The organism is Ruegeria sp. TASC047 (assembly GCF_059612445.1).
Window position 1 is genome coordinate 58,033 of the sequence record NZ_JBXWQP010000044.1, and the last position, 19,981, is coordinate 78,013.

A 19,981-nucleotide genomic window follows, 5' to 3' on the forward strand; every position below is an offset into this window, starting at 1 on the left:
TCTAGGCCATTGGCAACCAAGTGGAATAAGGTCGCAGAGTTGTCAGGCTTGCCTGCCAATAATGGCCTTGTGACGGTTGATCGTACTGGCGGTCAATCGGATTTCCGGAAAGCTCACACCACAACAATGTCCCGACCGCGCCATGTGTAACGATAGCGAGGTCTCCGGTGCCATGGGCACGAATGATCTCCGACACTGTCCGACGAATGCGCCTCTGCGCGTCGACCGCAGTTTCCCAACCGCGAAAGCTAATGTCCGGCTGGGCAAAGAACGCGTCGGCGGCCGCTTCGAATTTTTCCCGTGGCAGGAAACCAGTGGCACTCCGGTCATTCTCGCCAAGTTCCGGGTGGATATTTAGAGGCAACCCCAAAGGTGCGGCCATAATCTCACCAGTGTCGCGAGCCTTTCGTTCGCTGCTGGCCCAGATATGTGCGACGTTGGCCAAAACTTCACTGGCGGCAAAGGCTACGGCGCGCCGGCGACCTGTCGCGTTCAGACCCCATTCCGTAATGGGGGTATCCGGATCAATAACGACCTCGGGGTGAGTGATGATAAGTAAATTCGGCATCTAGTCAGGCAGAAGTACCGGTCCTTTGCCGGCAAACCCCATCGTGATTTTAGTACCCGGTGCAAGCGGTGCATCAACATCGTCGTGGACCGCAAAAACCTGACCAAATGCGCCGGTCAGTGTGTATTCCATCCGCACACCAACATAGGTTGCCTTGGCCACTGTAGCGGCGAAGCCATCATCAGAACCAATCACGAGGCGCGAGGGTCGTACAGCGATGGTCGCGGGTCCATTGGTCAAACCGCGGCGCGGCAAAGTTTGGCGGTAACCTTCGATTTCGATTGTTGCAGTATCACCGTCGATTGAAACGATCTGACAGTTGAGCAGGTTTGCCTCGCCTATGAAATCGGCAACAAACCGGTCATTCGGGGCGTCATAAAGCTCGCGAGGTGTACCCATCTGAGCGATCGCGGCGTTTCGCATCACGACGATCTCGTCAGAGACGGCCAAGGCCTCTTCCTGATCGTGGGTGACATAGACAACCGTCAGTCCAAGGTCTTGTTGGATGGCCCGGATGTCCTCGCGTACCTGGCGTCGCAGCTTGGCATCGAGGTTGGACAGCGGTTCGTCAAACAGCAGAACCTGTGGTTCTAGAACCAGCGCACGCGCGACGGCGACACGTTGTTGCTGACCACCCGAGAGTTCGGAGGGAAGGCGATTGTCGAACCCCTTGAGCCCTACCAATTGCAAGCCATGCAAGGCGCGGCTCCGAGCCTCATCCTTGGCAAAGCCCGAGAATGCGAGGCCGTACATCACGTTCTCCAGCACGCTCATGTGGGGAAACAGCGCGTATGATTGAAACACCATTGATACGTCGCGGTCTGTTGCGGGCAGTTTGGTGACGTCCCGGTCGCCAATCATAATCTTGCCAGAGCTTGCCATCTCTAACCCGGCGATCATGCGCAACGTAGTCGTTTTCCCACAGCCTGATGGACCAAGCAGCGTGACCAGTTTTCCTGCTTCGACATGAAGGTTAATGTTATCAACAGCAACAACGTTTTTGCCGAACACTTTCGACACGTTCTCAAATAATACCGGCGCGGCCTTGGAACCGATTTTGTTGTCGGTCATGAGGGTGTCTCCGTTGTGCTCTGTGTGCGCCGACCGATCTGGACCCGACCGACGAGAATTTGCAATAACCCGACCGCTGCCAGCATCACGAAGATCAGCGTCGTCGAATAAGCAATGGCGAGACCATAGTCGTTATTCTCGACCCGCCCGATGATATAGCTGGTTGCCATGTCGTATTCGGCGCTGACCAGAAAGATCACAGCCGAGATCGCCGTCATCGCGCGGACAAAGCTGTAAACAAGCGCGGCCAGTATCGCGGGGCGTAGCAGCGGCAGAATGATACGACGAAATGTCTGCCACGAGTTTGCGCCAAGGGTCAGCGATGATTCATCAAGACTGCGGTCAAGTTGCGACATGCTGGCGATGCCAGCACGGACCCCAACCGGCATGTTGCGGAATATGAAACTGACAACAAGGATAACGCCTGTGCCGGTTATTTCGATCGGCGGAACGTTGAAGGCAAGAATATAGCTGACACCGATCACCGTACCGGGGATTGCAAAGGACAGCATGGTCCCAAACTCGAAAGCGTTCTTTCCTGCAAAGCTCTGCCGGGTCAACAGGTAAGCCGTGACCAACCCAACCGCTGCCGTCAGAGGTGCAGCAATTGCCGCAATGGTTATGGTGGTCCAGAAGCTGTCCCACGCGGCGCCGGTCCAACGAATGCCCTCTTCTTCAAATCGAACAGAGAATGCCGTGACGTAGTGTTTTAGGGTCAGGGAGTTATTGACCCCCCAAAGCTCGACCACACTGCCGTAGATGATCATTGCATAGACAATGATCGTGAACACCGCCCAGCCAAGAGCGATTACCAGCACGGGAACAGAAAGACCCGTAGGCATTAAAGGGTGCACGCCTGCGTCGCCTTTGCCTGTTACGGTGGTATAGCTTTTCTTGCCCAGCCAAACACGCTGTGCGTAAAAGGCCGAAAGAGTAAAAAACAGCAATACCATGGCCAGAACGGCGGCCCGCCCTTGGTCATATTGCGCCCCGACGATGGCAAAGAAAATCTCGGTCGATAGAACGTCGAAATTCCCACCCAGAACAAGCGGGTTTCCGAAGTCGGCCATACTTTCGATGAAGCCCAAAAGAAATGCATTGGCAAGACCGGGGCGCATCAGGGGCAGGGACACTGTCCTGAACGTTTGCCATCTGCTGGCGCGGAGAGTCTGGGCCGCTTCCTCCATAGATGGCGAGACGCCTTCCACCACGCCGATAAGAACGAGGAATGCAATGGGTGTGAACGCAAGGGCCTGTGCTATGAATATGCCTGGCATTCCGTACAGCCAGCGCGTTGGCTGCGTGCCGAACAGTTCGGCGACGAACCGTGTGACTGAGCCTGACAGGCCAAAAAGCAGGATCAGCGCGAGGCCTATCACAAATGGCGGGGTGATAATCGGAAGAACAGTCAAAGCCCGCAACACGCGTTTGTAGCGAAAGCCCGAGCGGGTCACGACCAGTGCAAAGCACAAACCCAGGGCAGTCGTGACGAAGCCAACCAGGATGGCAAGAAACAGCGAGTTCCATGCCGCGCCACACCTGGCACCATAAAAACACCCCAACCCCCAAAGCCGGGCATCAAAGAACTTTGAAAAGAAGACAGCAATGGAATATGCGCCATCTTCAGTGACGAAGGCAGCGAACAGCATCTTGGCGATCGGAAAAAAGACAAAGACGGTGACGATGGTAATCACACCGCCAATCGCACTAACAACAAAGACGTCACCGTTGATGGCACCTCTTGCCGCAATGCCTTGGGTCAACAGGAACAGAAAGCTTGAAGCGCAAATCATTGCGCCATAGCCCATACCGAATTGGCGATCACCAAGTTCGCCAAAATAGGCTTCCAACCAATTGAAATTGAAACCCCTGATGCCAATCCCGAATCCCTGTGCGATCAACCAGCCGAAGCCGAGCGCACCGGAAAGGATCAGAACCCGGGCATAGAGCGGGTCAGACTTGGCTCGCTTCAGCACCAGAAGGGGTAAGGTCAGAGCGATCAACAGTGGGGCAAGCCAAAGCTTCTCACCCTGTGCGATCAGGAATGCAGCGGGGGCATAATCTTCGTCAAACGGGTAGCCGTCAAAAAGCCATTCGAATGACCACAGGCCGCCGTCGACCATATACCACGGCAGCAGGCAAAACCCGACCCACCCGGCGATGACCCAAAAGATCAGAACCGGACGGGTCTTTTTTGTAATATGGTTGGCCATTTACTGCGGCAGAACCGAAACCTCTTCGTCCCATTTCTGCAACAGACGCTTCCGTTCGTCTGAGGAACCATACTTTTTGAAGTCATAGTCGATCAGCTTGATCTGACTCATGTCAGGCGCGCTTTCCGACGTTTCTGCGCTCTTGTTCGATGGCACCTGAAACGCGCTGACCTGAAGAGCAAGGTTCTGCGCCTCGGGCGACAGCGCCCAGTCATAGAACTTCTTCGCCTCTTCCTCGTTGCGGGCGCCTTCAATAATGGACATCGACCCAATTTCGTATCCGGTACCCTCGCATGGCGCGACTACCTTGATCGGGAAACCCGATACAGCCTGCTTTACCGCATCATGCATGAAGACGATGCCAATCGTGTTCTCGCCTCGACCGGCTGCTTTGATTGGTGCAGATCCGGATTTTGTATACTGGTTGATATTCGAATGCAGGCCTTTCATGAACTCAAAACCTTCATCCTCGCCAAAGATCTGCACCATCGAGGCCAGCGTTGTATAGGCCGTACCAGACGAGTTCGGGTTGGCCATCTGAACGTGACCCTTGTATTCAGGCTTTAGCAGGTCTTTCCAACAGGTGGGTTCGGGTAGGTTATTGGCCGCCAGCAGGTCTGCGTTATAGCCATACCCAAGTGCGCCGGAATAAATGCCAATCGTTCTGTTTCCGGCACTTTCGGCTTGGGAAATTGCCCAATCATGAAGCTGGTCGCGCATTGGCGACATGTATTCCATTGTCAGGCCCTCTTCGGCGGCCTGCAAATGCGGATCACCCGTGCCGCCCCACCACACGTCTCCTTTCGGGTTCGAGCTTTCGGCACGAATCTGGGCAAAGGTTTCACCTGACGACTTACGCGTCATGTTGACGTCAATGCCCGTCGCATCTTCGAAACTGCGCGCCATGAGTTGGCACCAGTCTTCCTGCGCCGAGCAATAGAGTGTCAGCTTGTCTGCCTGCGCTGCCGACACAGATGCGGCTATTGCAATCAGCGACCCGACTGCCGTGGATGTAAGTTTTTTCATTATCATTCCTCCCTTTGGTTATCGTGCACCAGTGTCTTTTGTTTTGTCAGGCGCATTCTCATCCAGCTTTTCGTAGCTTGTTAATGACAGACTGGGCGTTCTGATTGCCCGTCAGATTTCTCAGAAAACTTGACAGATATCTTTCTTCCACCAGCTTTGCCGCTTTCCCCGGTGAAAACCAGTGACGCGTCCGTTCGTCCCGTTCTTTCCAACGCCGCTTCAGTTTTTCAACGACCATGGGATAGAGGGTAACGCGGCAGCGAACGCTATTCGCGCCCTCAAAGCGCTTGTCGTAGAAAAATTGGCCAATCGGCTGTTTTGAGATTGCCCCGACTGCACCTGCTTCTTCCAGGGCTTCAATTTCGGCGGCATGCCAAGGTTTCTTTCCTTCCATAAACCAACCTTTTGGGATGACCCACCGCCCTGTATCGCGCGAAGTCACCATCAGAACGCGTAGTTTTCCATCCCTGTCCCAGCGCATCGGAAGTGCTGCAATCTGGTCTGTTATGTTGCCGTCGCTCATGCTGCCCTCAATGACACGGTATCAATAGCGCACCCAGAATAACCTTCAGTCGTTAACGGTGGTTCTTGGGTTTTCACTTTGAAACGGTTCAATTCACACATTCTTGCCTTGCGCTTTGGACTCTTCCGAATTGTCACAACCTACTGAGGGTTATGCAACAAAAATTATTGCATTATGCCCGAAATCCCACAAAAGTGGGGTTTGAAACCTGATTGGGTTGTTGGATGTCCAAAACGAAAATACGTGCCAAAACGATTGAAAAGGGACGGGGTAGGGTAAAAAAATCCGACCGGCGCCAGCAAATACTGCTGGAGTTGAAGCTTCGCCCGCACGTTCGCATCAATGAATTGGCCCAGCGTTTCAACGTCTCTAACGAGACGGTGCGCAGGGATTTTGACGCCCTGTCGAATGACGGCCTGATCGCACGCGCGCACGGAGGGGCATCTGCCCCGGCACAAGGGCATTATCCAGGTCTGGACGAGCGAGCCAACGCGCGGATTGAGGAGCGCGAACGCATAGGTATCAGCGCGGCGGGACTGGTTCGTGATGGTGAAACGGTCATGATCGATTCCGGTTCGACCACAATCGAAATGGCCCGTGCATTGGCGTATCTCGGCACTCCTTGCACAGTGATTACGAATTCAATCCTGGTGGCAATGACCCTCGGCCATGGGGCTGCCGAGGTTCTGCTTTGTCCAGGAGAATATCTGGCAACCGAATCTGCGACGATCGGAACCGAGACGCTGGAATTCCTGTCTCGGTTCAATGTCGACAGATGCATGATCGGCTCGTCAGGTTTTTCGGTCGAAGGCCCTTCAGAAACCGTGCGCGGCTTTGCGGCTGTCAAAAGAATGATGCTGACGCGCGCAGCAAATCGACATCTTTTAATCGATTCAGGGAAATTTGGCCGTAAAGGCCTGTCTCAGGTCGGAGACCTGACCAACCTGGATTCCATAGTTTCCGACACGAAACCAACAGGAGAGTTGCTTAACGCGATCAACGGTGCCGAGGTTGATATTCTTGTCGCCCCGTAAACACTGAAATGAATGACGAACAGCGGACTGCAAAAAGACCGCGCATGACTGGGAGGAAAACATGAAGATAGACATCAGATTATTGGTTGGGGCATCGGCAATTGCGCTCATGTCGCTTTCCGGGACAGCTTCGGCGCAAGATTGCCCGAGGGGTGATCTGGACGAGCGGTTTTGCGACGTCGATGGGGATTTGATTGCGGATATCCCCACAGATTCTTCCCAGCTAATTGATCCTGACACCCTGATTTTTGCCTATACACCGGTCGAAGACCCAGCCGTATACAAAACCGCATGGTCTGACTTTCTAGAGCATCTGAAGGCTGAGACAGGCAAGGACGTGGTCTTTTTTCCGGTCCAAAACAACGCCGCCCAGATCGAGGCGATGCGGTCGGGACGCCTGCATATTGCGGGCTTCAACACCGGGTCCAACCCACTGGCAGTAAACTGTGCCGGGTTCCGACCGTTTACGATTATGGCCTCAAAAGACGGTAACTTCGGTTATGAAATGGAGATCATCACCTACCCAGGCTCGGGCATCGAAAAGGTTGAGGATATCAAAGGTAAGCAACTTGCCTTTACGTCACCCACGTCCAACTCGGGCTTCAAAGCACCGTCGGCGATCCTGAAAAGTGACTTCGATCTTCTGCCCGATCGCGACTTCGAACCCGTCTATTCGGGAAAGCACGACAACTCGATCCTTGGTGTGGCGAACAAGGACTATCCAGCGGCATCGATTGCAAATTCGGTAAAGGCACGGATGATTTTGCGGGATGTGATCAAGGAGGAAGATGTTGTTACGATTTACAAATCGCAGACCTTCCCAACCACCGGATTTGGCACTGTCTACAACCTGACGCCCGAATTGCAGGAGAAAATCCGCAATGCTTTCTTCAACTTCGAGTGGGAAGGGACAACGCTTGAAGCAGAGTTTTCCAAGTCGAACGAAGGCCAATTTCTTGAGATGACTTACCAGGAATTCTGGGACGTCATTCGGAAAATTGACGCGGCAAACGGCGTCTCCTACGCCTGCCAATAAGCCTTGCTTAATCAGGCGGGCCTGAGAAGGCCCGCTATCCACCCTAATCGGGGGCATTTTATGCTGCGTCTTCAAAAGCTGACGAAAACCTACAGGACCGGAGATCAGGCACTGAAGGCCATCGATCTTGAGGTGCCCAAAGGGCAGGTGCTTGCACTGATCGGGCCCTCGGGTGCGGGAAAATCGACGATGATCCGCTGCATCAACCGTTTGGTTGAGCCTACCAGCGGCGGTGTTCTTCTGGATAACATGGACCTGACCAAACTCGGGTCGGGTGCGTTGCGGAAAGCACGCCGCGAAATGGGTATGATCTTTCAGGAATATGCTCTGGTCGAACGCCTCACCGTGATGGAAAACGTATTGTCCGGTCGGTTGGGGTATGTCGGATTCTGGCGCAGTTTTCTACGGCGGTATCCGCAGTCGGATGTGGACGAGGCTTTCCGCCTGCTGGACCGGGTGGGGCTGTTGCATATGGCTGACAAACGCGCGGACGAGTTGTCGGGTGGTCAACGCCAAAGGGTCGGTATCTGCCGCGCCCTGATCCAGGACCCAAAGTTGTTGCTGGTCGATGAACCGACCGCGTCGCTGGATCCGAAGACCAGTCGTCAGATCATGCGGTTGATCACCGAACTGTGTCAGGAGCGTGGGCTGGCGGCTATCATCAACATCCATGACGTAGCACTAGCCCAGATGTTCGTTCCCCGTGTCGTGGGCCTTCGCTTTGGCGAAATCGTGTTTGACGGCCTTCCAACAGGGCTCACCCCGGAAAAGCTGACCGAGATTTACGGTGAGGAAGACTGGGAAGCGACCATCGAAAAAGTGGATGAGGACGAAGATGTCGAGGCTGCAGAATGAGCCATCGAGAACTTGACGACATGCTGGGAAAAGGTTGGCGCAAACCGGCCTTTATCAAAAACACGTTGCTGCGCAGGGCATTGATACTGGGGTTCTTCGCTTACCTAATTGCGGCTTTCATGACCATCGATGTTGATTGGGGCAGGGTCTATGAGGGACTGGACAGGGGATGGGCGTTCGTCCTTGCCTTTACCAGCCCAGATTTCATTTCACGGTGGTCAGATATCTGGGCCGGTCTTCTGGAAAGCATTGTGATGACCGTGGCCGCTTCGGTTGTCGGTATCCTGATTTCGATCCCGATAGGATTGGGGGCTGCACGTAATATCGCCCCGTTGCCAATCTACATAATGTGCCGCGGCATTGTCGCGTTAAGCCGGGCATTGCAGGAAATTATCGTTGCCATTTTGCTTGTGGCCATCTTTGGCTTTGGCCCGCTGGCAGGATTTTTGACGCTGTCTTTCGCAACCATTGGGTTTCTTTCCAAGCTTTTGGCCGAAGATATCGAGGCGATGGACAAAGTTCAGGCTGAGGCGATTCAGGCCTCTGGTGCACGATGGCTGCAATGGATCAACTACGGGGTTCAGCCTCAGATCATGCCTAGGCTTGTGGGTCTTTCCATGTACCGGATCGACATCAATTTCCGGGAAAGCGCTATTCTGGGGCTGGTGGGGGCAGGCGGCATTGGCGCGACACTCAACACCGCGTTTGATCGATATGAATATGATACGGCAGCCGCCATTCTGATCCTTATCATCGGGATCGTCATGGCCCTCGAATACCTTTCGGGAATTATCCGCGCGAGGGTTCAGTAATGCCCGTTCTTGAACGCGACGATACACAAATCTGGCGCAGGCGGACGACGGGCCAAAGCCTGGTCCGCTGGTTTGGCTGGCTTCTGGGAGTAGCGGTTTTTGTCTACTGTTGGCAGCTCATTTCGGAATCGACAACCTGGTTTTTCGTCTGGGACGCACCCCGTATCGCCAACGACATCTGGACCCGCGCAACACCTCCGAAATGGGATTATATTACCCAGCTGGGTCGCCCGATCTGGGATACACTGAACATCGCTACACTGGGCACGATCATCGCTCTGTGCTTGGCTGTGCCGGTTGCCTTTTTGGCGGCCCGCAATACTACCCCGTCGGCGTTGTTCATCCGCCCCATTGCCTTATTGGTTATTGTCTCGACCCGCTCAATCAACTCGCTGATCTGGGCGCTGCTATTGATCGCTATCATCGGACCAGGTGTGTTCGCTGGTGTCATAGCAATAGCCATCCGTTCAATCGGGTTTTGCGCCAAACTTCTTTATGAAGCGATTGAAGAGATTGATCACGGTCAGGTCGAGGCGATCACAGCCACCGGTGCTTCGCGGTGGCAAGTCATGGCATATGGGATCGTTCCGCAAATCCTGCCAGCTTTTGCCGGAATTGCGGTCTTTCGTTGGGATATCAATATTCGCGAGTCTACAGTGCTTGGTCTGGTTGGTGCCGGTGGCATCGGGTTGCAGCTCTCGGCCTCGCTTAATGTTCTGGCGTGGCCGCAAGTCAGCCTCATCCTGATTGTAATTCTTCTTGCGGTCATGATCAGCGAATGGGTTTCGGCAAAAGTACGAGGAGCGATCATTTGACCGGATTCTCAGCGCAAGAGGCTTTTAAGGCATACGAAGCCGTCCGGCACCGCCTTCCAGACATTGAACCGAACGACGTGAGCTATCGTCGTATCGAGACCCTTTCCGAAATTATGGATGAGTTTGACGTGTTTCTGCTGGATGCGTTCGGGGTTCTCAATATCGGAGAAACGGCAGTCCCCGAAACGCCTGAACGGATCAAGTCACTGACGGATGCGGGCAAACGTGTCCTGGTGGTTTCGAATGCCGCCGGGTTTCCCCATGCCACGTTGTTGGAGAAATACACCAGGCTGGGATATGACTTCGCGCCGCAGGATGTGATTACCAGCCGGGCTACGTTGCTGTCCGGGCTGAGTGGCCGACGTGGGCTGCACTGGGGTTTGATGGCGACACCCAGCGCCGGTCTTCGCGACTTGGAAGGATTGAAATTAACTTATCTGGAAGATGACCCGCAGCCCTACGAAACCGTTGATGGTTTTCTGATGATCGGGTCAGCCGCCTGGACTGAAGCCCGACAAGCGATGTTGGAGGCGGCATTGTTAAGCCGCCCCCGCCCGGTATTGGTTGGCAACCCGGACATCGTTGCCCCACGTGAGTACGGCTTTTCCAAAGAACCCGGTCTTTTCGCGCACCGTTTGGCCGACCGGACGGGTGTAGTGCCACAGTTTTATGGAAAGCCTTTCGGCAATATCTATGATCTTGCTTTTCAGCGACTTGGGCCCGTCGACAAATCCCGCGTTCTGATGGTAGGTGACAGTCTGCATACTGACATTCTGGGCGCGCGTCATGCCAGAGTGGCTTCCGCACTTGTCTCGGATTTTGGGTTCTTCGCCGGGCATGATGTCGAGGAAGCGATCAAGCAAGCAGCGATCGTGCCGGACTTTGTCGTGACCCGACCTTAAGATTTTGAAGTAAAGCGTATTTTTGGCAGAGCGAACGGGCAGCGTTGATTTGCAGAATGTTGAAACCAAGTAGAAATGTCACTTGGCTTGCAAAGTAGAAATGTCCCACCTGGGCGCTGAGGTGAGCAAAGCCTGACAGGGCGGAGACCTCAGACATCGCAGCTCTGGCTGGCTTTGCGGGCCTCCTTGGCGCGCCGGGCGGCGAGGGAGTTCCAGCCGTCGTTGCGGCGGCCGTTGGGTTTGTAGCGAGTGCGCTGTTTGCCCGCGCGGCGTTTCTTCGGCGGGGTTTTGTCCTGCTCGGCCTTGATGTGTTCCAGCACCGCGCTCAGATGCTTGTTTTCAGTGATCGCGGCGTGCGTGACGCGCTGGTCCTAGTCGAAGACAGAGTAGGGGAGCGAGACGCCCTTCCAGCGGAACTCGAACCGGCCGTCGGGATATTCGTAGCTGTCGACATACTTGCCGGGCAGCCCGCGCGTGATCTCGTTCTCTGCGAGAATGATCCGCTGCCGGTCGTAGGAGAACGCCAGTTGGTTGCCGACATAGCGCTCGTCACGGAAGCAAAGGACATCTGCCAGTCGGTCAGGTTCCACATTCAGCGCGCGATGCAGATCGTCCGGGCGGCGCGGGACCTTGGCGAACTTGGTGTTGTAGCGCTCGATGAATCCCGGAAGAAACGCGTTGGCCGCCTCCATGTCCGATACACCGGCAAGGCGCAGTTCTTTCACCAGCCGATCCTGAAGCGTCCGGTTGGCACGTTCGACGCGGCCTTTGGCCTGAGAACTGTTCGCGCAGAGAATCTCGATGTTCAGTTCATTCAAAGCCCTGTCAAACTGGGTCATTCCGTGGCCGGACTTGGCAGCCTGGTTCGGGACGCGAAACACCGTGTGCTTGTCTGAGTAGAACGCCACTGGGCGTCCATGCAGGGGTCTGTTCCGGCTGAGTGCAGAATGACACCCCAAGACCGGAGATTATCTGTTTTTCCACCTGTATTCGCCTGTGAGCAGGATATGTGCCCATCCGAGCGGTGAGATATGCGCCAGAAGGTCTGACGAACAGTCGAGACCAGCGCGCTTTCTGGCCGCAAATGCGTGGCCAAGATGTTTGGTGTTCCAATAGATGATGATCGCGGCCAGCAGGTTCAGCCCCGCCATACGGTAGTGCTGTCCCTCGGTGGTTCGGTCGCGGATTTCGCCTTGGCGGCCGATGCGGAGAGCGTTTTTCAACGCATGGTGGGCTTCACCCTTGTTCAGGCCGATCTGGGCCCGTCGCTGCATATCGGCGTCAAGCAGCCAGTCGATAGTGAACAGGGTGCGTTCAATGCGCCCGATCTCCCGCAAGGTAACAGCCAGTTCGTGCTGACGGGGATACGATGCGAACTTCCTCAACAGCTGGCTGGGTGGCATGAGGCCCGCCGCCATGGTAGCGACGGCGCGCAAGATGTCCGCCCAGTTTTCAGTGATCAGCTTTTCTCTGATCTTTCCGCCGACCAGCCCGCGGATTTCCTTCAGTGCAGCGGAGGGGTCGAAGAGATAGAGCCGCTTTGACGGTAGGTCCCGGATGCGGGGCACAAAGCGATAAGACAGGAGCGCGGTTGCCGCGAAGACATGATCGGTGAAACCGCCGGTGTCGGTATACTGCTCTTTGATCTTCTTCCCCACCTCGTTCATCAGCAACCCGTCCAGAATGTATGGTGCCTCGTTTACGGACGCAGGGATGTTCTGGGTGGCAAACGGGCCGAACTGGTCGGAGACATGAGTGTAGGCCTTCAGGCCTGGCTCCGGTCCATACTTTGCGTTGATAAGGTTCATCGCCTCGCCGTGCCGCGTTGTCGGGAAGAACTGACCGTCGCTTGATGCAGTCATACCGCCGCCCCAGAACTGTGCCATCGGCAGACCGGCCTGCGCCTCGATCACCTTGGCGAGTGCCCGGTTTATGGCATCGCTTTCAACATGCCACCGAGACAAGCGCGAGAGTTGGAAATAGTCATGTGAACTGGTCGCCTCGGCCATTTTGCTGAGGCCAAGGTTCAATCCCTCGGCCAGAAGCACGCTTAACAACCCGATACGATCCTTGCAGGGAACGCCGGTGCGTAGATGCGTGAAGGCTTCGGTGAAGCCGATATCGTCATCAACTTCCTGCAGCAGATCGGTGATCCGAACGGCAGGCAGGCGACCATAGAGATCAAGCACCATACCATCAGCATCCGCCGGAATCGCTGCCGTCAAACGATCAACCTTGAGAACGCCGTTCTCGATTGAACCGCCGGGAATCGCGCCAGCTCTGGCAGCCTTGGCCAAACGCTTCATACCTTCTGCCAGCCTTGCCTTGCGATCATCGAGCCAGATCTCAGGTTCGAATGGCATCGTCAGGCGAGGGCACGCCTTGGCTGTTTCTATCGGTACCAAAGCCTGTTTCAGATCAGCGTAACGCCGGGAATGGGGCAGCCAGATATCTCCGGATCGGAAGGCTTCGCGCACCTGGAACAACACGGCGACCTCCCAGAGCCGATTGTCACCTGGATCCTGAGCATTGAGGTGTCGATGCCATTTCGAGGTTCGGCGCAAGAAGCCAACCTGGCGGGACGCATCGGTTTGATCCTGGGTGATGACTTTTGTTGCCTGTATCAAAGACGCCGCCACCGGGGCGGCGCAGATATCGAGCGCTCGCAGCATTCTTGGGGCATAGCGCCGGAACCGGTGATATCCATGAACGACATGAGACAGGGCGTCAGCCGCCATCGTGTCGGTCAACTCGGCCGCGGTTGTCACCATGCGTTCGAGGTGAGGCCAGCCACACGCAACTTCGACGGCGGCATCAAGGGACGCGCCATCTGCCTTTGCCTCCAGCAGGGCAGCACCGAGGTCCTTAAAGGAACGTAATGTCTCACGCAGCGATGATCTGGCATCCGCGATACGCGCGTCGGACAACCTCTTCGCATCCCGCTAGGTCTTGCCAACAACCCGGTCGTGGGTTTCGATCACGGCATCGGAGATGGCTGCCTTCCACTCTACCGCACAGACAGCGAGAATCGCCAGGCGCCGGTCACTCGTGATGTCGCGCAACCCATCGGCAAAGTAGCGCTCGCCTTGACGGCGCAGGCGGGTGACCCGATGTGGCGGTACGTCGGACAGAATGGCCGGTGAGATATCCAATTCTTGCAAAAACTCCAACCGATCCAAAAGCCGCGATGCGCCCGCCGAGTTGCCGCCCACCTCAAAACGCCGGAGCCAAACGAACCGAGTGACATTGCCGTCCACAATCTCGGTCAACAGCGTGTCCAGCCGGTCCTTGACCCGGTCATCAAGTTTGGCAGTGATCCGGCTTTCAATTCGGCGTTCAGCCGACACCAGAGCATCTGCGCACAGCCGTTCGATGACAGAGATACCGGGCAGGATCACCTGCGACCGGCGGCACTCTTCGACAAATCGGCGCGCTAGGTCTTCGTCGGATCGAGCAGTTTCAGCTTCATTCTCGAGCCAAGTCTTGAGGCTGCGAGCGCCTTGGCCAGAGAACATCTTAAAGCCGTAAATCTGGCGGAGGGCGTGCAGGTGCTGCTGACGGGTTTGCCGACGTGCGGCATAGGATAAGACATCGTTGCCGGTCAGGCCCAACTGGGCCGCGATGAAGCGCAATACCTTTTCCGGGATGACTTCGCCAGATGACAACAGCCGTCCAGGATAGCGTAGGGCACAGAACTGTAGGGCAAAGCCGATCTTGTTCTCCGGCCGTCGCCGTTCGTTGATGTGTTCGATATCGTCGTCTGCCAGCGTGTAATGCCGCAACATCAAGGTCTCTTCAGTCGGCAGCTCGAAAAGCGCCGAACGCTGGCGCTCTGTCAGAATGGTGCGATGCGCCATGTTTCTTTTGCTTTCTTATGAAGGTTTGCTTATTGATGATTATGATATGGGTTAAGGAAAAGAGTTGATGGTAGAAAGCCCGAAGTTCCTCAACGCATCACAAACGTTCGTTTGTGAAACATGCTGATCGGATACGCACGCGTCTCGAAAGCGGACGGCAGCCAGTCACTCGATCTTCAGAAGGATGCGCTAACCGCTGCTGGAGTTGAGAATGGGCAGATCTATTCAGATCAGGCCTCAGGCAAGAAAGATGACCGCCCCGGTCTCGAAGCTTGTCTGAAGGCCCTGCGTAAAGGTGATGTCCTGGTCATCTGGAAATTGGACAGAATGGGCCGTAGCCTGAACCATCTTGTGAAAACGACGACCTTGCTGTCAGAGCGCGGCGTCGGCCTCAAGGTTCTTACCGGCCAGGGCGCACAGATCGACACAACGACTGCCGCCGGGCGCCTCTCGTTTGGGATTTTTGCCGCATTGGCCGAGTTTGAAAGCGAACTGATCCGAGAACGCACCATGGCTGGCCTTGCCGCTGCGCGCGCCAGGGGCCGGAAGGGCGGCCGCAAATTTGCGCTGAGTAAAGCCCAGGTGCGCATGGCCCAGGCCGCAATGGCAAACCGCGATACATCCGTCGCGGAGCTTTGCAAAGAACTTGGAGTTAAGCCCGTCACGCTCTACCGGTATGTTGATCCCAAAGGCAACCTGCGTGACTATGGGAAACGCGTGCTCGGCGCTTAGGGCGTCATTCTGCACTCAACCGGAGCAGACCCCATACTCTCTGCCTGTTATCATTGGGGCAGAGTGTGACACTTCTACTTTGCAGATGTGGGACACTTTAACTTTGCGGGTACACAGAAGGCGCGCGTAACAATGATTATGTTGCTTTTTTTGGGTGTATCCAGTTGGCGATTTTCGCCTAACGGCAAACTCTCACAGTCTCGGAAACTCGAATCCGGTTCTTCCGCATCCTAACAATCTGGAACTCAATATTAAGGGTCACTTGTGAGAATTCAAACTTTCTCAGGCCGGAAAAACCGATGTTTTCTTGACTGTTCCATAAACAAAGCTGGTGTCGATCGAAGCTATTCCACCGATCGGGTGAATTCGGTTTCGAATAAAGTCTTCGTATGCTTCGAGGTCCGATACCAATACCCGCAACTGGTAATCCATTGCGCCGGTCAGCACATGGCATTCTAGAACTTCATCGATCATTCGAACGCGTTTTTCGAATTTCTGCACATCTGTTTCATTGTGCCGCTCAAGCCGGATACGGACAAAGACGGTTATCGCCATCCCGTATGCAGCAGCGTCCACATCGGCACTGTACCCCTTGATGACACCGCTGGCCTCAAGGTTTTTGACCCGTCGCAGACACGGCGAAGGAGACAGATTGACCTCATCAGCAAGATTCTGGTTCGTCATACGCCCGTCCCGCTGCAATGCTCGAATGATCTGTCTGTCTTTGGCGTCCATTTTCCCTCCAGATTTAGCATAATATGCCAATATTCACAATTAATGTGGCATTATTTGCAACCCATTGCTCAAAGTAAAGGCGCAAAGTGGTAACAACTTAAATCAGGAGCTCACCGTGACCCACACAACCGGATTTGCCACTCGCGCCATTCATCATGCCTACAATCCATTTGAAAACGATGGTGCGCTGACCCCGCCCCTCCACTTGACCTCAACCTTCTCCTTCGAAACCGCAGAGGCCGGCGGTGAAATGTTTGCTGGTGAGCGCGCAGGTCATATCTATAGTCGGATATCGAACCCTACTTGTGACCTTCTTGAAAAGCGTATTGCCGTGCTGGAAGGTGCCGAGGCTGGGCTTGCACTGTCCAGCGGGATGGGCGCAATTACCGCCGTACTTTGGACCCTGCTGTCGCCAGGTGACGAAGTCATTGTCGACAAGACGCTCTACGGCTGCACATTCGCTTTCATGCGCCACGGTCTGGCAAAATGGGGTGTCACTATTACCCATGTAGACATGACGGACCCTGCGAACCTGAAAGCCGCTGTTTCTGAAAAAACCCGCGTCGTCTATTTCGAAACCCCAGCCAATCCAAACATGCGCTTGGTGGATATCGCTGCCAGTTCAGAGATTGCACATTCTGTCGGTGCACAGGTTGTGGTCGACAATACATATGCCAGCCCATATCTGACCCGCCCGATCGAGCACGGCGCGGATATCGTCCTGCACTCCGCCACCAAATATCTGGGCGGGCATGGCGATGTGGTCGCGGGTCTTGTGGTCGGAACCGCCGAGCAGATTTCTGAGATCCGGCTTGTCGGCATGAAGGACATGACAGGCGCAGTGATGGCACCTTTCAACGCAATGCTGATCCTGCGTGGACTGAAGACACTGAACCTGCGACTGGATCGCCACTGTGCGTCCGCCAAGGTTGTCGCCGATTACCTTCAGGCACACCCGGCCGTCAGTGAGGTTTATTTCCCGGGGCTTGAGAGTTTTGCCCAGCACGATGTCGCACAACGGCAGATGTCGCAGCCTGGGGCCATGATCGCCTTTGAAATCAAGTCTGGCCTGTCCGGTGGCATCGAGTTCATGAACCGCCTGAACATGATCCAGCGCGCCGTGTCCTTGGGGGACGCAGAAACCCTGATTCAGCACCCGGCATCCATGACTCATTCGACTTATACTGCGGAAGAACGGGCAGAACATGGGATCAGCGACGGTCTGATCCGTCTTTCCGTCGGGCTGGAAGACGTTGATGATATCCTTGCAGATTTAGAGCAAGCTTTGCCCTACCCTGCCCGCAGTGCCGCATGAACCCGGAGACCACCATGCCGTATGATCCCAAGCTGTTGAAAATCGTCGAACAGCGTCTGCTGTGGTTGTCGCATTGGATGATCCACCATGCCAATCATATCCGACCCAAGGTGGATGGGATCAAGGTCGGTGGTCATCAAGCGTCGTCCGCGTCGATGGTTTCGATCATGACTGCGCTATACTTTTCGGCTTTGCGTCCGGAAGATCGGGTTGCGGTCAAACCGCATGCGTCACCGGTTTTCCACGCGATGCAGTACCTCATGGGCAACCAGACCCGCGAAAAGATGGAAAACTTTCGCGGGTTTGGCGGCGTGCAAAGTTATCCCAGCCGGACAAAGGATATCGATGATGTCGACTTCTCGACAGGTTCGGTAGGTTTGGGTGTCGCGATCACCTCGTTTGCTTCGATCATTCAGGACTACGTCAAGGCCAAAAACTGGGGGGCAGAAGCCCCGATGGGGCGCATGGTGGCGCTTGTAGGCGACGCTGAACTGGATGAAGGCAACGTATACGAAGCATTGCAGGAAGGCTGGAAAAACGGCCTGCGTAACACGTGGTGGATTATCGACTACAACCGGCAGTCGCTTGACGGCATCGTTCGTGAAGGATTGTTCGAACGGATCGAAAAAATCTTTGATGCCTTCGGATGGGATGTTGTGCGCGTGAAGCACGGCGTGTTGCAGCGCGCGGCCTTCAAAGAACCTGGCGGCGATCGGCTGCGAGACTGGATTGATGCCTGCTCGAACCAGGAATACTCGGCCCTGACGTTCATGGGTGGCGAGGTTTGGCGAAAGCGCCTCATGGACGATCTTGGCGATCAGGGGGATGTGACGGCGCTGATCGAACGGCGCACAGATGCCGAACTCGCTGCATTGATGGAAAACCTCGGCGGCAACTGCGTTGAGACCATGGCCCAAACTTTTGCCGCCATCGAACATGACCGCCCTACCTGTTTCCTGGCCTACACTGTCAAGGGATGGGGCACGCCAATTGCGGGCCACAAGGACAACCACGGCGGGCTGATGAACAACAGCCAGTTCGTCGCGTGGCAAGAACATATGGGCGTGCCCGCCGGCGAGGAATGGGAGCCGCTTGCGGCAGTGCAGGACCCGGAGGCGCTGAAAGACTTTCTGTCGAAAGTTCCCTTCTTTGCCAAAGGTCCGCGACGCTATTTCGATGACAAGCTGGATGTTCCATCTATTGACATTGACACAAGCCGCGAAATTTCTACCCAAATGGCTTTCGGCAAGATTTTGGATGACTTGTCGAAAGGCGACAGCCAATTGGCCGAGCGCATCCTGACGACGTCTCCTGATGTCACAGGCACAACAAACCTTGGCCCGTGGGTAAACCGGCGCAAACTGTTTGCCAGATCCGAGCAAGCCGACGCTTTTATTGAGCATCGTATCCCCTCGACGGCAAAATGGGAATTTACTCCCGAAGGGCAACATATCGAGCTTGGTATTGCCGAGATGAACCTCATGTTGCTTTTGGGCGCTGCGGGCCTTTCGCATTCCCTGTTCGGCAAGCGGCTAATCCCGATCGGTACTGTGTATGACCCCTTTGTCAGCCGTGGCCTCGATGCGCTCAATTATGCTTGTTATCAGGATGCGCGCTTTATGCTGGTCGGCACGCCTTCGGGCATAACGCTGGCCCCAGAAGGCGGCGCGCATCAATCCATTGGCACACCTTTGATCGGGATGAGCCAGGACGCGCTGGCGGCCTTTGAGCCAGCCTTTGCTGATGAACTGGCGGTGATAATGGAGTGGGCCTTTGACTATCTGCAGCGTAACGGTGAAGGGCAACCGGACGAACGCACCTGGCTGCGTGACGAAACAGGCGGTTCGGTTTATCTGCGCTTGACGACAAACCCGATTGAACAGCCTGGCAAACGCGTGGACGATGAGTTCCGTCAAGGTGCTATTGATGGCGCATACTGGTTGCGAAAACCGGGGCCGAATTGCGAGGTCGTAATCGCCTATCAGGGGGCCGTTGCACCCGAAGCGATCAAAGCCGCTGGCGTGATGGGCGAAGGACGCAAAGACATCGGAGTGCTGGCGGTGACTTCGGCAGACCGGCTAAACGCTGGGTGGACGGCAGCGCAACGGGCGCGTTCGCGCGGCAATCAGGCGGCTCGGTCTCACATCGAAACTTTGATGTCCGGTCTGCCGCGCCACTGCAAGCTGGTTACCGTGATTGACGGACACCCCGCGACATTGTCTTGGCTGGGTGCCGTACAGGGACATCAGACCATCCCATTGGGGGTCGAACATTTTGGTCAGACAGGGACAATTGGCGACCTCTATCGGCACCATTGCATTGACGCGGACGCTATCCTGGAGAAGGTGAATGGTCTGACCCATGGCAAGGCTTTGCTTCGCACATGAGCAGCGGTGTTGGACGTCACAGCTAGGGTCAGGACCCATTGATTTCTGCGGGGTTGCGTGATTCACGGTTCGAAAAACGAGCGGTGAACATGGCTGATCT

15 protein-coding genes and 2 pseudogenes are annotated in these 19,981 nt (G+C 55.4%); 9 read left to right on the plus strand and 8 right to left on the minus strand.

Features of this window, described 5'->3' with window-relative positions; genetic code table 11:
- Nucleotide 1: 1 nt before the first annotated feature.
- From AC2FLO_RS17160 to AC2FLO_RS17180, 5 genes are read right to left on the minus strand one after another with little or no spacing between them, the layout of a single operon-like run.
- Nucleotides 2–568 (minus strand): histidine phosphatase family protein, encoded by a 567-nt coding sequence (locus AC2FLO_RS17160; RefSeq protein WP_496754430.1) that lies wholly within the window; start codon nt 566–568, stop codon nt 2–4.
- A complete protein-coding gene (locus AC2FLO_RS17165; RefSeq protein WP_496754431.1) occupies nt 569–1,639 on the minus strand; it encodes an ABC transporter ATP-binding protein in 1,071 nt (356 codons plus the stop codon). It abuts the gene before it with no gap.
- Entirely contained in the window at nt 1,636–3,852 is a 2,217-nt protein-coding gene (locus tag AC2FLO_RS17170) for an ABC transporter permease (RefSeq protein WP_496754432.1), read from the minus strand. Before AC2FLO_RS17170 ends, AC2FLO_RS17165 begins: the two co-directional genes overlap by 4 nt.
- Nucleotides 3,853–4,878 carry an ABC transporter substrate-binding protein gene (locus AC2FLO_RS17175; RefSeq protein ID WP_480494136.1) on the minus strand — a complete coding sequence of 342 codons (1,026 nt, stop codon included), beginning with the start codon at nt 4,876–4,878 and terminating at the stop codon, nt 3,853–3,855.
- 58 nt (nt 4,879–4,936) lie between these two features.
- Complete coding sequence (locus AC2FLO_RS17180; RefSeq protein WP_496754434.1) at nt 4,937–5,401, minus strand: NUDIX hydrolase; 465 nt, start codon at nt 5,399–5,401, stop codon at nt 4,937–4,939.
- 224 nt (nt 5,402–5,625) lie between these two features.
- Here AC2FLO_RS17180 and AC2FLO_RS17185 point away from each other — a divergent pair, with 224 nt between their 5' ends.
- From AC2FLO_RS17185 to AC2FLO_RS17210, 6 genes are all read left to right on the plus strand, one after another.
- Nucleotides 5,626–6,435: a DeoR/GlpR family DNA-binding transcription regulator gene (locus AC2FLO_RS17185; RefSeq protein ID WP_496754436.1), complete on the plus strand. Its 810-nt coding sequence runs from the start codon at nt 5,626–5,628 to the stop codon at nt 6,433–6,435.
- A 61-nt stretch (nt 6,436–6,496) separates the two neighbouring features.
- Complete coding sequence (gene phnD, locus AC2FLO_RS17190; protein ID WP_480483730.1) at nt 6,497–7,471, plus strand: phosphate/phosphite/phosphonate ABC transporter substrate-binding protein; 975 nt, start codon at nt 6,497–6,499, stop codon at nt 7,469–7,471.
- A 60-nt stretch (nt 7,472–7,531) separates the two neighbouring features.
- Nucleotides 7,532–8,326: a phosphonate ABC transporter ATP-binding protein gene (gene phnC / locus AC2FLO_RS17195; RefSeq protein WP_496754438.1), complete on the plus strand. Its 795-nt coding sequence runs from the start codon at nt 7,532–7,534 to the stop codon at nt 8,324–8,326.
- Nucleotides 8,323–9,138, plus strand: coding sequence for a phosphonate ABC transporter, permease protein PhnE (phnE, locus tag AC2FLO_RS17200; RefSeq protein WP_209507091.1), 816 nt, complete (start codon nt 8,323–8,325; stop codon nt 9,136–9,138). The genes phnC and phnE (AC2FLO_RS17200) overlap by 4 nt, the downstream gene beginning before the upstream one ends.
- Entirely contained in the window at nt 9,138–9,953 is an 816-nt protein-coding gene (gene phnE / locus AC2FLO_RS17205) for a phosphonate ABC transporter, permease protein PhnE (RefSeq protein WP_496754440.1), read from the plus strand. Before phnE (AC2FLO_RS17200) ends, phnE (AC2FLO_RS17205) begins: the two co-directional genes overlap by 1 nt.
- On the plus strand, nt 9,917–10,855 hold the full coding sequence (locus tag AC2FLO_RS17210; RefSeq protein ID WP_496754442.1) for an HAD-IIA family hydrolase: 939 nt from the start codon (nt 9,917–9,919) through the stop codon (nt 10,853–10,855). Before phnE (AC2FLO_RS17205) ends, AC2FLO_RS17210 begins: the two co-directional genes overlap by 37 nt.
- 149 nt (nt 10,856–11,004) lie before the next feature.
- Here AC2FLO_RS17210 and AC2FLO_RS17215 read toward each other — a convergent pair.
- Together AC2FLO_RS17215 and AC2FLO_RS17220 are read right to left on the minus strand one after the other, a co-directional pair.
- Nucleotides 11,005–11,775: pseudogene (locus AC2FLO_RS17215) on the minus strand (transposase family protein); the annotation flags it as partial.
- Between the two features lie 48 nt (nt 11,776–11,823).
- A pseudogene (locus AC2FLO_RS17220) lies at nt 11,824–14,712 on the minus strand (Tn3 family transposase).
- A 120-nt stretch (nt 14,713–14,832) separates the two neighbouring features.
- On the opposite strand from AC2FLO_RS17220, the gene AC2FLO_RS17225 reads away from it, so the two are divergent.
- Nucleotides 14,833–15,444 (plus strand): recombinase family protein, encoded by a 612-nt coding sequence (locus AC2FLO_RS17225; RefSeq protein ID WP_496754443.1) that lies wholly within the window; start codon nt 14,833–14,835, stop codon nt 15,442–15,444.
- Nucleotides 15,445–15,726: 282 nt separating this feature from the next.
- On the opposite strand, the gene AC2FLO_RS17230 is transcribed toward AC2FLO_RS17225, so the two are convergent.
- Nucleotides 15,727–16,179, minus strand: a complete 453-nt coding sequence (locus AC2FLO_RS17230) for an Lrp/AsnC family transcriptional regulator (RefSeq protein WP_480483733.1) — start codon at nt 16,177–16,179, stop codon at nt 15,727–15,729.
- A 115-nt stretch (nt 16,180–16,294) separates the two neighbouring features.
- Between AC2FLO_RS17230 and AC2FLO_RS17235 the strand changes: the two genes are divergently transcribed.
- The gene (locus AC2FLO_RS17235; RefSeq protein WP_480588691.1) at nt 16,295–17,494 is read left to right on the plus strand and encodes a methionine gamma-lyase; all 1,200 of its coding nucleotides are present in this window, start codon (nt 16,295–16,297) and stop codon (nt 17,492–17,494) included.
- Nucleotides 17,491–19,881 (plus strand): thiamine pyrophosphate-binding protein, encoded by a 2,391-nt coding sequence (locus AC2FLO_RS17240; protein ID WP_496804361.1) that lies wholly within the window; start codon nt 17,491–17,493, stop codon nt 19,879–19,881. The genes AC2FLO_RS17235 and AC2FLO_RS17240 overlap by 4 nt, the downstream gene beginning before the upstream one ends.
- Nucleotides 19,882–19,981: the final 100 nt, after the last annotated feature.

Excerpts from the sequence above, each read along its gene's own strand:
- AC2FLO_RS17160 (WP_496754430.1), bottom strand. The coding sequence starts at position 568 with ATGCCGAATTTACTTATCATCACTCACCCCGAGGTCGTTATTGATCCG.
- AC2FLO_RS17165 (WP_496754431.1), bottom strand. The coding sequence starts at position 1,639 with ATGACCGACAACAAAATCGGTTCCAAGGCCGCGCCGGTATTATTTGAG.
- AC2FLO_RS17210 (WP_496754442.1), top strand. The coding sequence starts at position 9,917 with ATGGGTTTCGGCAAAAGTACGAGGAGCGATCATTTGACCGGATTCTCA.
- AC2FLO_RS17240 (WP_496804361.1), top strand. The coding sequence starts at position 17,491 with ATGAACCCGGAGACCACCATGCCGTATGATCCCAAGCTGTTGAAAATC.
- AC2FLO_RS17225 (WP_496754443.1), top strand. The coding sequence starts at position 14,833 with ATGCTGATCGGATACGCACGCGTCTCGAAAGCGGACGGCAGCCAGTCA.
- phnC (WP_496754438.1), top strand. The coding sequence starts at position 7,532 with ATGCTGCGTCTTCAAAAGCTGACGAAAACCTACAGGACCGGAGATCAG.
- AC2FLO_RS17175 (WP_480494136.1), bottom strand. The coding sequence starts at position 4,878 with ATGAAAAAACTTACATCCACGGCAGTCGGGTCGCTGATTGCAATAGCC.
- AC2FLO_RS17180 (WP_496754434.1), bottom strand. The coding sequence starts at position 5,401 with ATGAGCGACGGCAACATAACAGACCAGATTGCAGCACTTCCGATGCGC.
- phnE (WP_209507091.1), top strand. The coding sequence starts at position 8,323 with ATGAGCCATCGAGAACTTGACGACATGCTGGGAAAAGGTTGGCGCAAA.
- AC2FLO_RS17185 (WP_496754436.1), top strand. The coding sequence starts at position 5,626 with ATGTCCAAAACGAAAATACGTGCCAAAACGATTGAAAAGGGACGGGGT.
- AC2FLO_RS17170 (WP_496754432.1), bottom strand. The coding sequence starts at position 3,852 with ATGGCCAACCATATTACAAAAAAGACCCGTCCGGTTCTGATCTTTTGG.
- phnE (WP_496754440.1), top strand. The coding sequence starts at position 9,138 with ATGCCCGTTCTTGAACGCGACGATACACAAATCTGGCGCAGGCGGACG.
- AC2FLO_RS17230 (WP_480483733.1), bottom strand. The coding sequence starts at position 16,179 with ATGGACGCCAAAGACAGACAGATCATTCGAGCATTGCAGCGGGACGGG.
- phnD (WP_480483730.1), top strand. The coding sequence starts at position 6,497 with ATGAAGATAGACATCAGATTATTGGTTGGGGCATCGGCAATTGCGCTC.